11 protein-coding genes are annotated in these 14339 nt (G+C 71.1%); 7 read left to right on the top strand and 4 right to left on the bottom strand.

The window, feature by feature from the left end:
* Positions 1-11: 11 nt before the first annotated feature.
* Entirely contained in the window at positions 12-3683 is a 3672-nt protein-coding gene (gene metH, locus JNO54_RS09645; RefSeq protein ID WP_233703669.1) for a methionine synthase, read from the bottom strand.
* A 110-nt stretch (positions 3684-3793) separates the two neighbouring features.
* Here metH and JNO54_RS09640 point away from each other — a divergent pair, with 110 nt between their 5' ends.
* Genes JNO54_RS09640 through arc form a run of 3 tightly spaced genes read left to right on the top strand, consistent with a single transcriptional unit; the run spans position 3794 to position 7695 of the window.
* Entirely contained in the window at positions 3794-4930 is a 1137-nt protein-coding gene (locus JNO54_RS09640; RefSeq protein WP_204143707.1) for a site-2 protease family protein, read from the top strand.
* A gap of 30 nt (positions 4931-4960) precedes the next feature.
* Complete coding sequence (locus JNO54_RS09635; RefSeq protein WP_204143706.1) at positions 4961-5995, top strand: tRNA (adenine-N1)-methyltransferase; 1035 nt, start codon at positions 4961-4963, stop codon at positions 5993-5995.
* Between the two features lie 35 nt (positions 5996-6030).
* Positions 6031-7695 carry a proteasome ATPase gene (arc, locus tag JNO54_RS09630; protein WP_204143705.1) on the top strand — a complete coding sequence of 555 codons (1665 nt, stop codon included), beginning with the start codon at positions 6031-6033 and terminating at the stop codon, positions 7693-7695.
* A gap of 3 nt (positions 7696-7698) precedes the next feature.
* On the opposite strand, the gene JNO54_RS09625 is transcribed toward arc, so the two are convergent.
* Genes JNO54_RS09625 through JNO54_RS09615 form a run of 3 tightly spaced genes read right to left on the bottom strand, consistent with a single transcriptional unit; the run spans position 7699 to position 10096 of the window.
* Positions 7699-8127 carry a DUF3054 domain-containing protein gene (locus JNO54_RS09625; RefSeq protein WP_204143704.1) on the bottom strand — a complete coding sequence of 143 codons (429 nt, stop codon included), beginning with the start codon at positions 8125-8127 and terminating at the stop codon, positions 7699-7701.
* Entirely contained in the window at positions 8120-9103 is a 984-nt protein-coding gene (locus JNO54_RS09620; RefSeq protein WP_204143703.1) for a ribose-phosphate diphosphokinase, read from the bottom strand. The genes JNO54_RS09625 and JNO54_RS09620 overlap by 8 nt, the downstream gene beginning before the upstream one ends.
* Positions 9104-9112: 9 nt before the next feature.
* A complete protein-coding gene (locus JNO54_RS09615; RefSeq protein ID WP_204143702.1) occupies positions 9113-10096 on the bottom strand; it encodes an alpha/beta hydrolase in 984 nt (327 codons plus the stop codon).
* Between the two features lie 47 nt (positions 10097-10143).
* On the opposite strand from JNO54_RS09615, the gene dop reads away from it, so the two are divergent.
* The 4 genes from dop (at position 10144) to JNO54_RS09595 (ending at position 14331) form a co-directional block, all read left to right on the top strand.
* Positions 10144-11649, top strand: a complete 1506-nt coding sequence (gene dop / locus JNO54_RS09610; protein ID WP_204143701.1) for a depupylase/deamidase Dop — start codon at positions 10144-10146, stop codon at positions 11647-11649.
* Between the two features lie 34 nt (positions 11650-11683).
* Positions 11684-11884 (top strand): ubiquitin-like protein Pup, encoded by a 201-nt coding sequence (locus JNO54_RS09605; RefSeq protein WP_204143700.1) that lies wholly within the window; start codon positions 11684-11686, stop codon positions 11882-11884.
* A 5-nt stretch (positions 11885-11889) separates the two neighbouring features.
* Positions 11890-13281, top strand: a complete 1392-nt coding sequence (pafA, locus tag JNO54_RS09600; protein WP_204143699.1) for a Pup--protein ligase — start codon at positions 11890-11892, stop codon at positions 13279-13281.
* Positions 13282-13368: 87 nt separating this feature from the next.
* The gene (locus tag JNO54_RS09595; RefSeq protein WP_204143698.1) at positions 13369-14331 is read left to right on the top strand and encodes an FKBP-type peptidyl-prolyl cis-trans isomerase; all 963 of its coding nucleotides are present in this window, start codon (positions 13369-13371) and stop codon (positions 14329-14331) included.
* Positions 14332-14339: the final 8 nt, after the last annotated feature.

Raw genomic sequence — 14339 nt, 5'->3', positions numbered from 1 at the left:
GTGACCGCGGGTCAGTCCTCCGGGTGGTAGCCGAGGTTCGGCGACAGCCAGCCCTCGGCCTCCTTGAGCGACCAGCCCTTCCGCTCCGCGTAGTCCTCGACCTGGTCGCGGCCGATCCGCCCGACGACGAAGTACTGGCTCTCCGGGTGCCCGAAGTACCAGCCCGACACCGCCGCACCCGGCCACATCGCCATCCGGTCGGTGAGCTTCATCCCGATCTCGTCGACATCGAGGAGCCGCCAGAGCGTCTCCTTCTCGGTGTGCTCGGGGTTCGCCGGGTAGCCGGGGGCGGGCCGGATGCCCTGGTACTGCTCCTTGATGAGCTCCTTGTTGTCCAGCGACTCGTCGGGGGAGTAGCCCCAGTACTCCTTGCGGACGCGCTCGTGGAGCAGCTCCGCGAAGCCCTCGGCGAAGCGGTCGGCGAGCGACTCGAGGAGGATCGCCGAGTAGTCGTCGTGCTCGGCCTTGAACTCCGCGATCCGGTCCTGCACACCGAGCCCACCGGTGACCGCGAACGCACCCACGTGGTCGGGCAGCCCGCTCTCCTTCGGCGCGACGAAGTCCGCCAGGCTCCGGTTCGGCACGCCCGCGCGGTGCTGGCCCTGCTGCCGCAGCATGTGCAGCCGCTCGAGCACCTCGGTCCGCGAGTCGTCCGTGTAGATCTCGATCGAGTCGCCGACGGTGTTCGCGGGGAAGAGACCGATGACGCCGTTGGCCTGCAGCCACTTCTCCTCGATGATCCGGCCGAGCATCTCCTGCGCGTCGTCGTACAGCCGGCGCGCGGCCTCCCCGGTCGCCGGGTTGTTGAGGATGTCGGGGAAGGAGCCCCTCATCTCCCACGCGTTGAAGAACGGCTGCCAGTCGAAGTACGGCACGATCTCGGCCAGCGGGTAGTCCGTGAGCACGGTCCGACCCGGCGTCGCCGGCGAAGGGGGGATCCCCCCTTCGTCCCAGTCGATGGGGGTGCGGTTGGCCCGGGCCGCCTCGACGGAGAGGAGCGGCCGCTCGTTCTGCTTCGCGGCGTGGCGGGTGCGGATCGAGTCGAAGTCCGCGGTCACCTCGGCCATGAGCTGGGTGCGGCCCTCCTCGGAGAGCAACGCGGCGACGACCGGCACGGAGCGGGAGGCGTCCTTGACCCAGACGACCGGACCGTCGTACTTCTGGTCGACCTTGACCGCGGTGTGCGCGCGCGAGGTCGTCGCACCCCCGAGGAGCAGCGGGATGTCGAAGCCCTGCCGCTTCATCTCCTCGGCGACCCCGACCATCTCGTCGAGGCTCGGCGTGATGAGGCCGGAGAGCCCGATGATGTCGGCCTTCTCCGCCTTGGCCGTGTCGAGGATCTTCTGCGCCGGGACCATGACGCCGAGGTCGACGACGTCGTAGTTGTTGCACTGGAGGACGACGCCGACGATGTTCTTGCCGATGTCGTGGACGTCGCCACGCACGGTCGCCATGACGACCTTGCCCTTGGCGGTCGGCGGCGCGTCCGGGTCCTTCTCCGCCTCGATGAAGGGGATGAGGTAGGCAACCGACTTCTTCATGACCCGCGCCGACTTCACGACCTGGGGGAGAAACATCTTGCCGCTGCCGAAGAGGTCGCCGACGACGTTCATGCCGTCCATGAGCGGCCCCTCGATGACCTCGATCGGCTTGCCGCCGCGTGCGGCGATCTCCTGCCGCAGCTCCTCGGTGTCGCTCTCGGCGTAGTCGTCGATGCCCTTGACGAGGGCGTGCGTGATCCGCTCGGCGACGGGCAGCGAGCGCCACTCGTCCAGGGCCTTCTCAGCGACCTCACCCGTGCCGCGGTGCTCCTCGGCGATCTCGAGCAGCCGCTCGGTCGCGTCCGCGCGCCGGTTGAGCACGACGTCCTCGATCCGCTCGCGCAGCTCGGGGTCCACGGTGTCGTAGGGGACGAGGGCGCCCGCGTTGACGATGCCCATGTCCATGCCCGCGGCGATCGCGTGGTAGAGGAAGACCGCGTGGATCGCCTCCCGCACGGGGTTGTTGCCGCGGAAGGAGAACGAGACGTTGGAGACGCCGCCGGAGACAAGGGCGTGGGGGAGGTTCTCGGTGATCCATCGCGTGGCCTCGATGAAGTCCGTGCCGTAGGCGGCGTGCTCCTCGATGCCCGTCGCGACCGCGAAGATGTTCGGGTCGAAGATGATGTCCTCGGCGGGGAAGCCGACCTCGTCGACGAGGATCCGGTACGCCTTCTCCGCGATCTCGACCCGCCGCTCGTATGTGTCGGCCTGGCCGTCCTCGTCAAAGCCCATGACGACGACCGAGGCGCCGTACTTGCGGCACAGCCGCGCCTGCTCGACGAAGGGCTCGACGCCCTCCTTCATCGAGATCGAGTTGACGATGCACTTGCCCTGCGCGCGCTGCAGGCCCGCCTCGATGACCTCCCACTTGCTCGAGTCGATCATCAGCGGCACCCGGCAGATGTCCGGCTCGGACCCGACGAGGTTGACGAAGCGGGCCATCGCGGCGACGCCGTCGAGCATCCCCTCGTCCATGTTGATGTCGATGACCTGGGCGCCGGCCTCGACCTGCTGCCGCGCGACGGTCAGGGCAGCCGGGTAGTCCTCGGCCTGGATGAGCTTGCGGAAGCGCGCCGACCCGGTGACGTTGGTCCGCTCGCCGACGTTGACGAAGAGCGAGTCCGCCGTGACGGTGAAGGGCTCGAGCCCCGAGAGGCGCAGCGCCGGCTCGACCTCGGGGACCTGCCGCGGAGGGATCCCGGCGACGGTCTCACCGATGAGCCGGATGTGGTCGGGGGTGGTGCCGCAGCACCCGCCGAGGATGTTGACGAGCCCGGCGCGAGCGAACTCCTCGACGATCCCCGCCATGTGCTCGGCCGTCTCGTCGTACTCGCCGAAGGCGTTCGGCAGGCCCGCGTTGGGGTAGACCGACACGAAGCAGTCGGCCACCCGCGAGAGCTCGGCGACGTAGGGCCGCATCTCCTCGGCGCCGAGCGCGCAGTTGAGCCCGACGGCCAGCGGCTGGGCGTGGCGCACCGAGTTCCAGAACGCCTCGGTCGTCTGACCGGTGAGGGTGCGCCCGGAGGCGTCGGTGATCGTGCCCGAGATGATGACCGGCCAGCGTCGACCGGTCTCCTCGAAGAGCGTCTCGATCGCGAAGATCGCCGCCTTCGCGTTGAGCGTGTCGAAGATCGTCTCGACGAGCAGGATGTCCGAGCCGCCGTCGACGAGCCCCCGGGCCTGCTCGAGGTAGGCCGTGACGAGCTCGGGGAAGGTGATGTTGCGCGCGCCGGGGTCGTTGACGTCGGGGGAGATCGACGCGGTCCGGTTCGTCGGGCCGAGGGCGCCGGCGACGTAGCGGGGGCGGTCGGGTGTCTCGATCGTGTCGCACGCCTCGCGGGCCAGCCGCGCCGCCTCGTAGTTGATCTCGTAGGACAGGTCCTCCATGCCGTAGTCGGCCATCGAGATCCGCTGCGCGCTGAAGGTGTTGGTCTCGATGATGTCGGCGCCGGCCGCGAGGTAGTCGTCGTGGATCTCGCGGATGACCTGCGGCTGGGTGATCGAGAGCAGGTCGTTGTTGCCCTTGAGGTCGCTCGGCCAGTCGGCGAAGCGCTCGCCCCGGAAGTCCTCCTCGGACAGGCCCCGCCGCTGGATGTAGACCCCCATCGACCCGTCGAGCATGACGACGCGCTCCCGGAGCATCGCGGTCAGCGCATGGGTGGCGTCGGGGCGGTGGAGCGGGGCGGTCACGTCGAGTGGGTCCTGTTCATGGCTCGGGCAGGGGACATCGCATTATCGCCTAGGGTTCCCTCATGCCCTCGCCGCCCGACGATCCGCGAGACGGCTGGCGCATCGCGACCGTCGCCGGCATCCCGATCTTCATCGGCCGGTCCTGGGTCATCCTCGCGGTCGTCGTCGTCGCCCTCGTCGGGCCGAACATCGCCGCCCAGCGGCCAGACCTCGGCGCCCTCGCCTACGGGGTGGGCTTCCTCTACGCCCTCGGCCTGCTCGTCGCCGTCCTCGTCCACGAGGGGGCGCACGCCGTCACCGCCCGGGTCTTCGGCCACGAGGTGCACCGGGTCGTCGCGGACCTCTGGGGCGGCCACACGACGTACGACCCCTCGCGTGGGGCGCCGGGCAGCGCCGCCGCGATCGCGGTCGTCGGGCCGCTGAGCAACGCTCTGCTCGGCCTCCTCGCCTTCGCCCTCCTGCCGGTCGTGCCCGAAGGGGTGCCGAGCGGCCTTGTCGGGGCGTTCGCCTTCGTCAACGGACTCCTGGCCATCTTCAACCTCCTGCCCGGCCTGCCGCTCGACGGCGGTCAGCTCGTCGAGGCCGGGGTGTGGAAGCTCACCGGGAGCCGTCCCCGGGGTCGGGTCGTCGCCGGGTGGTTCGGCCGGGCGGTCGCCATCCTCGTGGTCCTCTGGGCGATCGGGCTCCCGCTCCTCTCGGGGGGACGGCCGGACCTCTTCCGGGTCGTCTGGACCGTGCTCATCGCCGGCTTCCTCTGGCAGGGAGCCTCCGCCGCGATCAACGCCGGGACCTCGCTCGGGGTGCTCGCCCGGGTCGACCCGCGCCAGGTCATCCGCCCGGCCCGGCCGGTGCCCGCGCGCGCGACCGTCGCCGAGATCGACGGCCTCGACACCCGCCGGTCGGTCCCGGTCGTCGTCGACGGGCGGGGCCTGCCCATCGCGATGCTCTCCGGCCCGGCCCTCGACGGCGTGCCCGCCGAGGTGCGGGACCGCACGCCGGTCTCGGCCGTCATGGCACGCCAGCCCCCGGAGTGGGTCGTCCCCCTCGACGGAGCGCCCGAGGACGACCTCGTCGCCCTCGTCCGCGCCTTCCAGACGACGAGGGTCCCGCTCCTCGCGGTGACCCGCCAGGGTCGGCTTGACGGCGTCGTGTCAGCGCACGAGCTCGGGGCCGCCCTCGAGGCCGTCGATGGTCGGTAGGCGCCGGCGGCGTCCGTAGACTCGTGACTCATGAGTGCCACCGGATCCCAGTACCGCCGCGGACCCTTCCGTGAGGGCGACCGTGTCCAGCTGACCGACCCCAAGGGACGGCTGCACACGATCACGCTGACGCCGGGCAAGCAGTTCCACACCCACCGCGGTCACGTGAGGCACGACGACCTCATCGGGGCCCCCGACGGCTCGACGATCACCAACACCGCCGGGACCGAGTACCTCGCGCTGCGTCCGCTGCTGTCCGACTACGTCATGTCGATGCCGCGAGGTGCTGCCGTCGTCTACCCCAAGGACGCCGGGCAGATCGTCACGATGGCCGACATCTTCCCCGGCGCGACCGTCGTCGAGGCGGGCGTGGGCTCGGGCGCCCTGTCGATGTCGCTGCTGCGGGCGGTAGGGGAGCACGGCCTTGTCCACTCCTTCGAGCGGCGCGCCGACTTCGCCGAGATCGCCCGGGCCAACGCTCGTGCCTTCTTCGGCGAGGACCACCCTGCCTGGACCGTGACGGTCGGTGACCTCGTCGAGTCCCTCCCCGGCACCGTCGAGCCGGGCACGGTCGACCGGGTGGTCCTCGACATGCTCGCCCCCTGGGAGTGCCTCGAGGTCGTCGCCGACGCGCTCGCGCCGGGCGGCGTGCTCATCTGCTACGTCGCGACGGCCACCCAGCTGAGCAAGGTCGCCGAGGCGATGCGCGACCACGGCACCTTCACCGAGCCCGAGGCGTGGGAGTCGCTCGTGCGCGGCTGGCACCTCGAGGGGCTCGCGGTCCGCCCGCAGCACCGCATGCACGGCCACACCGGGTTCCTCATCACCACCCGGCGGCTCGCCCCCGGTACGACGCCACCCCTTCGCAAGCGTCGGCCGGGTCGCGGCTACGCCGCTGCCGAGGAGCAGGCGGGCGAAGGGGTGGAGGCGCCGGCCAGCGACGCGGCGAGCGTCCTCGGCCCGGAGCACCAGGACTGGAGCAGCGAGGCCCTCGGTGAGCGGGTCGCCTCGGAGAAGAAGATGCGCAAGCTCGTCCGGGGCGTGGTGCCGCCCGAGCCGCGCTGACCTGCGTGAGTGATGATGGGACGAGGAGGTAGTCGATGAGCACTGGACCCACGAGCGGCGCTGCCGGCTCGACGCCCGACCGACGTGACGCCGCGGCGGAGACCGCCCGCGTGACCTCGCAGGTCTCGACCCTGTCGTCGCAGAACGAGCGACTCGTCCGCACCCTCAAGGAGGCGCGCGAGCAGATCGTCACGCTCCGCGCCGAGATCGACCGGCTCGCCCAGCCACCCTCTGCCTACGCCCAGATCGTCGGCGTCCACGACGACGGCACCGTCGACGTCCTGAGCAACGCCCGCAAGATGCATGTCGCCGTCTCGCCGACCGTCGAGGCGTCCGACCTCGAGGTGGGCCGCGAGGTCCTCCTCAACGAGGCGATGAACGTCGTGTCCGTCCACGGCCACGAGGACGCCGGCGACGTCGTCCTCGTCAAGGAGGTCCTCGACGACGACCGTCTGCTCGTCCTCGCCCGCCAGGACGAGGAGCGCGTCGTCCGCCAGTCCGCCGGGCTCGCCCGCGACACCGTCCGGGTCGGCGACGCCGTGCTGCTCGACGCCCGGAGCAACATCGCCCACGAGCGCATCCCCAAGGCCGAGGTCGCCGACCTCGTCCTCGAGGAGGTGCCGGACCTCTCCTACGAGGACATCGGCGGTCTCTCCGGCCAGATCGAGGCGATCCGTGACTCGGTCGAGCTGCCCTACCTGCACGCCGACCTCTACCTGCGTCACCAGCTCAAGCCGCCGAAGGGCGTGCTGCTCTACGGCCCGCCCGGGTGCGGCAAGACGATGATCGCCAAGGCGGTCGCGGCCTCGCTGGCCCGCAAGGTCGCCGAGCGCGAGGGGGCCGCCTCGGGGCGTGAGCGCACCGCCTACTTCCTCAACATCAAGGGCCCGGAGCTGCTCAACAAGTACGTCGGCGAGACCGAGCGGCACATCCGGCTGATCTTCCACCGTGCCCGCGAGAAGAGCAGCGACGGCACCCCCGTCGTCGTCTTCTTCGACGAGATGGACAGCCTCTTCCGCACGCGTGGCTCGGGTGTCTCCTCCGACGTCGAGACGACGATCGTGCCGCAGCTGCTCGCCGAGATCGACGGTGTCGAGGGGCTGGAGAACGTCATCGTCATCGGTGCGACGAACCGTGAGGACATGATCGACCCGGCGATCCTGCGCCCGGGACGGCTCGACGTGAAGATCAAGATCGAGCGCCCCGACGAGGCCGGCGCCCGCGACATCTTCGGCAAGTACCTCACCGCGGACCTCCCGCTCCACCCGCACGACCTCGAGGCGCACGGCGGCGACCGCGAGGCGACCGTCGCCGGCATGATCGAGGCCGTCGTCGAGCGGATGTACGCGCTCATCCCGGAGAACCAGTTCCTCGAGGTGACCTACGCCGGCGGGGACAAGGAGATCCTCTACTTCAAGGACTTCTCCAGCGGCGCGATGATCCAGAACGTCGTCGACCGGGCCAAGAAGCTCGCGATCAAGGAGCTGCTCGTCACCGGCGTGGAGGGTCTGCGCGAGGAGCACCTGCTCGCCGCCTGCCTCGCCGAGCTCCGCGAGAACGAGGACCTGCCCAACACGACGAACCCCGACGACTGGGCCCGCATCTCCGGCAAGAAGGGGGAGCGGATCACCTACATCCGCACGCTCGTGGGGACCGGGTCCGGCCGGACCTCTGGCAAGAGCCTCGACCTCGACAGGTAGCGGTCAGCGGGCGGTCAGCCGCCCCGCTCTCCCGGTCGCGAACGTCCGCACCGCTCGCCAGGCGAGCAGCCCCAGCCCGAGCGTCCCGGTCGCGACGAGGACGAAGGGCAGCGCCGTCCCCTGGTCGGTCATGTCACGCAGCGCCATGCCGCCACCGACCGTGGCCAGCCACACGGGGAGGCCGGTGAGGATCGTCACCGGCGCGCGTCGCGTCATGAGGACGACCGTCAGCCACCCGATCCCGAGCCCGACGAGGAAGGGCCAGGTGGTGTGCCACCAGCCGGCGAGAGTCATCGCCTCGTCGTGACTGCGCCGTCCGGCCAGCGCGAAGGCCGCGACGACGAGGACGTCGAGGGCGAGCGCGGCGGCGACCAGCCGTGCAGACGCGGCCTCGTCGTGCCGACGCCGGGCCTCGCGGCTCGCCTCAGCCACGGTCGAAGAGGGAGAGCTGCGGGGGCGCGTGCGTCGGGTCGACACCGTCGAAGAGGCTGGAGACCGACTCGCCGGCGTGGATGCGTGAGATCGCCTCCGCGAAGAGCTTGCTCACCGAGCGCACCTGGAGCGCGTCCCAGCCCTGCGGCGCGGGGAGGGTGTCGGTGGTGATGACCTGGTCGATCATCGGGTGGTCACGGAGCCGCTCGACCGCCCGGCCCGCGAAGAGGCCGTGGGTGCACGCGACGGAGGCGCTGGGGCAGCCGAGCTCCTCGAGCTTGTCGAGCAGCTCGATGATCGAGCCGCCCGTCGCGATCTCGTCGTCGAGGATGATCGCCCGCCTGCCCGCGACATCGCCGACGATCGAGTCGATGACGACCTTGTCGTCGGACTTGCGCTGCTTGCTCCCGGCGGCGACCGGCAGGCCGAGCAGCCGGGAGAACTGCGTGGCCTCCTTGGCGTTGCCGAGGTCGGGGGAGACGACGACCGAGTCGCCGAGGTCGGTGCCGCGGAAGTGCTCGGCGAGCACCCCGAGGGCCGTGAGGTGGTCGACGGGCACGGAGAAGAAGCCGTGCACCTGGGGGGCGTGCAGGGTCATCGTGATGACCCGGTTGGCCCCGGCGGCGGTGATCATGTCGGCGACGAGGCGCCCCCCGATGGAGATCCGGGAGGCGTCCTTCTTGTCCGAGCGCGCGTACGCGTAGTGCGGGATGACCGCGGTGACCTGCGCGGCCGAGGCGCCCCGGGCCGCGTCGATCATCATGAGCAGCTCCATGAGGTGGTCCTGCGTCGGCGGCGCGAGCGGCTGGACGATGTAGACGTCGCGCAGGCGGCAGTTCGCGAGGAGCTGGGTCTGGAGGCAGTCGTTGCTGAAGCGGGTCGTGGTGCTCGGTGAGAGCGGGACCCCGAGGTGCGCGCAGATGCGCCCGGCGAGGTCGCGGTGGGCGCTCCCGGAGAAGACCACGATCTCGCGCATGTCCAAAGCCTACCCAGGCGAAGGGGTGAGATGTCGGGCGATCTCGCCGGCCAGCTCCTCGAGGGCCGGCCCGCCGGCGGCGGTCAGGCCGGGGAGGTTGAGGTAGCCGTGGGGTGAGCCGCGGTAGCGGGTCTGGCGGACCTCCACGCCCGCCGCCTCGAGGGCCGCGGCGAAGGCCTCCCCGTCCGAGCGAAGGGGGTCGAGCTCGGCGGTCTGGATGAGCGTCGGCGGCAGGCCGACGAGGTTGCCCAGTGCGGGGGAGACGAGCGGGTCGGAGCCGTCGGAGTCCCCGAGGTAGAGGCTGCGGAAGGCACGGAGCATGTCGGGGGTGATCACCGGGAAGCCGCGCGGCGGCTCCTCGACGTCCTGACCGAGGAGCACCTCGGCCTCACGCTCGGTGAGGTCGGGGGCGGGGTAGACCAGCGCGAGGTGGCGCAGCCCGGCGAACCCCTTCGCCACGAGCGTCTGGGCGACCGCGGCGGCGAGGTTGCCGCCCGCGCTGTCCCCGGTGAGGGCCACCCGCTCGGGGTCGACCCGCAGCGACGCGGCGCTGGCGAGCGCCCACTCCGTGATGTCGAGGCAGTCGTTGATCGCCGCCGGCGCCTTGTGCTCCGGTGCCATCCGGTAGCCGACGCTGATGACGACGGCCTGGGCCTCCTGCGCGATCCGGGAGCACACAGGGTCGAAGATCGTCGGGTGCCCCATGACGAAGCCGCCGCCGTGGAAGTGCAGGACGAGAGGCAGGACCCCTTCGACATAGCTCGGGCGGTGCACCCGGATGCCGACCGACCACCCGTCGCGGACGGTGACCCGACGCGCGGTCGTGGTCACCCCCTTCGCCGGACGCCCGATGACCCAGGTGACCGGGCGGTGGACCGGCACCGCCCGACGGGTCATCCTCAGCTGGCGCGGGTTCATCGCGTCGACCGGGCCGCTCGTCGCGCGCAGGAGGGCGGCGAGCGCCCGGGTACGGAGAGGCATCCAGACGGGCATGCCTCCATTGAACATCGCCGCCGACGGGGCTCTCTAGGGTGGGGCCCATGACTGTCCGTCGGATCATGGGGATCGAGACCGAGTACGGCATCGCCGTCCCGGGCCAGCCGTGGGCGAACCCGATCGAGACCTCCGGGATCGTCGTCTCGCGCTACGCCCGGGCGCACGGGCTGCGGGCCACCCACGGTGCGTGGGACTACTCCGACGAGCAGCCGCTCGTCGACGCCCGCGGCTTCTCGATGCCCCGCGCCGACGCGCACCCGAGCCAGCTCACTGACGAGGACGACCCGAGCCTGGCCAACGTCGTCCTGCCCAACGGCGCCCGGCTCTACGTCGACCACGCGCACCCCGAGTACTCCACCCCCGAGGTGACGACGCCACGCGACGCTCTCGTCCACGACCGGGCCGGCGAGCTCGTGATGCGCGAGGCCGTGGCGCTCGTCGCTGCCGGCGGGACCCCGTACCCGGAGATCAACCTCTACAAGAACAACACCGACGGCAAGGGCCAGTCCTACGGCACCCACGAGAACTACCTCATCGCCCGGGAGAGCCCCTTCGACCGGGTCGTGCGCGACCTCACCCCCTTCTTCGTCGCCCGCCAGGTGATCATCGGTGCCGGCCGGGTCGGCCTGGGCCGCGAGAGCGAGGGGGAGGGCTACCAGGTCTGCTCGCGGGCGGACTTCTTCGAGGCGGAGGTGGGGCTGGAGACGACCTTCCGCCGGCCGATCATCAACACCCGTGACGAGCCGCACGCCGACCCCGACCGCTACCGGCGGCTGCACGTCATCGTCGGCGACGCCAACCTCGCCGAGGTCGCGGGGCTGCTCAAGATCGGCGTGACCTCGCTCGTCCTCACCCTCATCGAGGCGGACGCGGTCCGGGGCGCGCTGACGCTGCGCGAGCCGCTCCGCGCGCTGCGGGAGGTGTCGCACGACCCGACGTGCACGGCCCTCGTCGAGCTGAGCGACGGTCGCCGGATGACGGCGGTCCAGCTGCTGTGGGCCTACCGCGAGCTCATCGGGGAGCACCTCGAGCAGCGGGGGAGCGACCCCGCGACCGACGAGGTCCTCGGACACCTCGACCGGGTGCTCAGCCTGCTCGAGCGCGACCCGATGTCCGCCGCCCGAGACCTCGACTGGGTGGCCAAGCTCGCCCTGCTCCAGGGCTACCGCGACCGCGACGGCCTCTCGTGGGGCGACCCGCGGCTGCGGGCCATCGACATCCAGTACTCCGACGTCCGCCCGGACAAGGGGATCTTCGCCCGGCTCGAGGCGGCCGGCCGCGTCACCCGGCTGACCACGCCGGAGGAGGTGGAGACGGCCGTGGGCACTCCACCCGCAGACACCCGTGCCTGGCTGCGTGGCGGGCTCGTCGCCCACCACCCGGGCTCGGTCATCTCGGCCTCGTGGGACTCGGTCGTGCTGCGGGTCCCCCGCGGGATCGCGCGGGTCTCCATGCCGGAGCCGACCGCCTTCGGCCGGGAGCAGACGGCCGGCGCGCTGGCCCACGAGGACATCCTGGACGTCGTCGCCGATCTCGAGAGGCTGGCCTAGGGTTGAGCCGACCGGACGAGCAGAGGAGCGGCTGATGGCAGGCCAGGAGCAGGTACGACGCAGCGGCGGCGGGGGAGGGGACGAGCTCCCCGAGGACGACGCCTTCGGCCAGGTCAGCGCGAGCAACGCGGCCCGCGACGAGGGGCTCGACTCCGTGCTCGCCGACATCGACGGGGTCCTCGAGACCAACGCCGAGGAGTTCGTCAAGAGCTTCGTGCAGAAGGGCGGCGAGTAGCCGGCGTGCATCGGCGGATCTACGGGATAGAGACCGAGTTCGGCGTCACCTGCACGAGCGAGGGACGCCGACGGCTCACCCCTGACGAGGTGGCGCGGTACATGTTCCGCTCCGTCGTGCGCTGGGGCCGCTCGAGCAACGTCTTCCTCGGCAACGGCGCACGCCTCTACCTCGACGTCGGCAGCCACCCCGAGTACGCGACCGCCGAGTGCGACGACCTGCTCGACCTCATCGCCCACGACCGCGCCGGCGAGGTGATCGTCCAGCAGCTCGTCGACGATGCGCAGGCCAAGCTGCGCGAGGACGAGGTCGACGGCGAGATCTTCGTCTTCAAGAACAACGTCGACTCCGCCGGTAACTCCTACGGCTGCCACGAGAACTTCCTCGTCGCCCGCACCGACGACTTCGCCGCCGTCACCGAGGCGCTGCTGCCCTTCCTCATCTCCCGCCAGCTCATCGCCGGCACCGGCAAGGTCATGCAGACGAGCAAGGGCGCCGTCTTCTCGGTCAGCCAGCGCGCCGACCACATCTGGGAGGGCGTCTCGTCGGCGACGACGCGCTCCCGCCCGATCATCAACACCCGCGACGAGCCGCACGCGGACGCCGAGCGCTACCGGCGCATGCACGTCATCGTCGGGGACTCGACGATGACCGAGACGACGACCCTGCTCAAGGTCGGCTCCGCGGCGCTCGTGCTCCGGATGCTCGAGGAGAGGGGTGTCGGCGAGCTTGCCGACACCCGGCTCGACAACCCCATCCGGGCGATCCGTGACATCAGCCTCGACATCACCGGCCGGGCCCCGGTGAGACTGGCCACCGGCGAGACGATCACCGGCCTCGCGATGCAGCAGCGCTACCTCGCGGCCGTGCAGGACTTCGTCGCCGCGGCCGGCATCGACGACCCGGTCTCGGCCCAGGTCCTCGACCTCTGGGAGCGCACCCTCACCGCGATCGAGACCGACCGGCTCGACCTCGTCGGCACCGAGATCGACTGGGTCATCAAGCACCGGCTGCTCGACGCCTACGCCACCCGTGACGGGCTCGACCTCGACCACCCCCGGCTCGCCCAGCTCGACCTCGCCTACCACGACATCGACCCCCGACGCGGGGTCCACCACCTGCTGCAGAGGGCGGGACGGGTCGCCCGGGTCGTCGACGACGCCCGCGTCGCCGCCGCCGTCGACACCCCGCCGCAGACGACCCGGGCCAAGCTCCGCGGGGACTTCGTCCGGGCCGCGCGGGAGCACGGACGAGACTTCACCGTCGACTGGGTCCACCTCAAGCTCAACGACACGACCGCGCGCACCGTCCTGGTCAAGGACCCCTTCGCCGCCGAGGACCCGCGCGTCGCCGGACTCATCGACTCGATGACCGCCGCCACACCCACGACCCCCTGACCGATCCGCCGTCGCCCGCGATCAGGCCCCTCCCAGCCGCTTCTGGTTATGGTGGAAACGATCTACCCCCGAACCAAGGACATATCTGTGCTCTCTTCGCGTGCCCGTGCGGCTGCCGCCCTCACCGCGGCTGCCGCCCTCACCCTCGCTGCCTGCGGCAGCGACGAGCCGTCTCAGGCCGATCGCACGGCCACCGGCGTCGTCGACCAGGTCGAGGTGACCCCCGGGACCGACAAGGACGCCCCGAAGATCACCCTCGAGGACAAGACCGTCTCGGTCGAGAAGACCGAGGTCAAGACCGTCAAGGAGGGCAAGGGCGCACCCGTGGCCGAGGACGACATCGTCGTCCTCGACATCGCCCTCTTCAACGGCAAGGACGGCTCGGCGCTCGAGGGCACCGAGACCTACACGCAGGAGCCCCTCGCCTTCGACCTCGGCAACGCGCAGATGATCCCAGGCCTGCGCAACGCCATCCTCGGGCAGAAGGTCGGCAGCACCGCCACCGCGATCGCCCCGCCCGCCGAGATGTTCGGCGAGGCCGGCAACGAGCAGCTCGGCGTCTCCGGCACCGACTCGATCGTCATGGTCTACGACCTCAAGAGCACGATGCTCAAGGAGGCGAAGGGCAAGGAGGCCAAGCCCAAGAAGGGCGTCCCGGTCGTCCAGTACGCCACCGACAAGCCGGCGACCTTCACCATGCCCAAGGGCACGGCGCCCAAGGAGACCGAGGTCGAGACCCTCGTCGCCGGCGAGGGCCCGGAGGTCAAGAAGGGCGACACCGTCTACGTCACGTACACCGGGGCGCTCTGGAAGGACGGCAAGGTCTTCGACTCGAGCAAGCAGGAGGGGCGCCGCCCCTTCCCCGTGACCCTCGGGGGCGGCCAGGTCATCAAGGGCTGGGACGAGGGCCTCGTCGGCACCAAGGTCGGCGACCGCGTCCTCATCACCGTCCCGCCGAAGGACGGCTACGGCAAGGCCGGCAGCCAGGACGGCTCGATCAAGGGCGACGACACCATCGTCTTCGTCGTCGACGTCCTCGGCGCCGTCTGACCCGCACG

This window comes from Janibacter endophyticus (assembly GCF_016888335.1).
Lineage (GTDB): Bacteria > Actinomycetota > Actinomycetes > Actinomycetales > Dermatophilaceae > Marihabitans > Marihabitans endophyticum.
The sequence above is the reverse complement of the archived record's forward strand: the minus strand, read 5'-3'. Positions and strand labels throughout refer to the sequence as shown.

Bases quoted from the DNA above. Each gene is read 5' to 3' on its own strand.
- metH (WP_233703669.1), bottom strand. From the start codon at position 3,683: ATGCTCCGGGAGCGCGTCGTCATGCTCGACGGGTCGATGGGGGTCTAC.
- JNO54_RS09640 (WP_204143707.1), top strand. From the start codon at position 3,794: ATGCCCTCGCCGCCCGACGATCCGCGAGACGGCTGGCGCATCGCGACC.
- JNO54_RS09635 (WP_204143706.1), top strand. From the start codon at position 4,961: ATGAGTGCCACCGGATCCCAGTACCGCCGCGGACCCTTCCGTGAGGGC.
- arc (WP_204143705.1), top strand. From the start codon at position 6,031: ATGAGCACTGGACCCACGAGCGGCGCTGCCGGCTCGACGCCCGACCGA.
- JNO54_RS09620 (WP_204143703.1), bottom strand. From the start codon at position 9,103: ATGCGCGAGATCGTGGTCTTCTCCGGGAGCGCCCACCGCGACCTCGCC.
- JNO54_RS09615 (WP_204143702.1), bottom strand. From the start codon at position 10,096: ATGCCCGTCTGGATGCCTCTCCGTACCCGGGCGCTCGCCGCCCTCCTG.
- dop (WP_204143701.1), top strand. From the start codon at position 10,144: ATGACTGTCCGTCGGATCATGGGGATCGAGACCGAGTACGGCATCGCC.
- JNO54_RS09605 (WP_204143700.1), top strand. From the start codon at position 11,684: ATGGCAGGCCAGGAGCAGGTACGACGCAGCGGCGGCGGGGGAGGGGAC.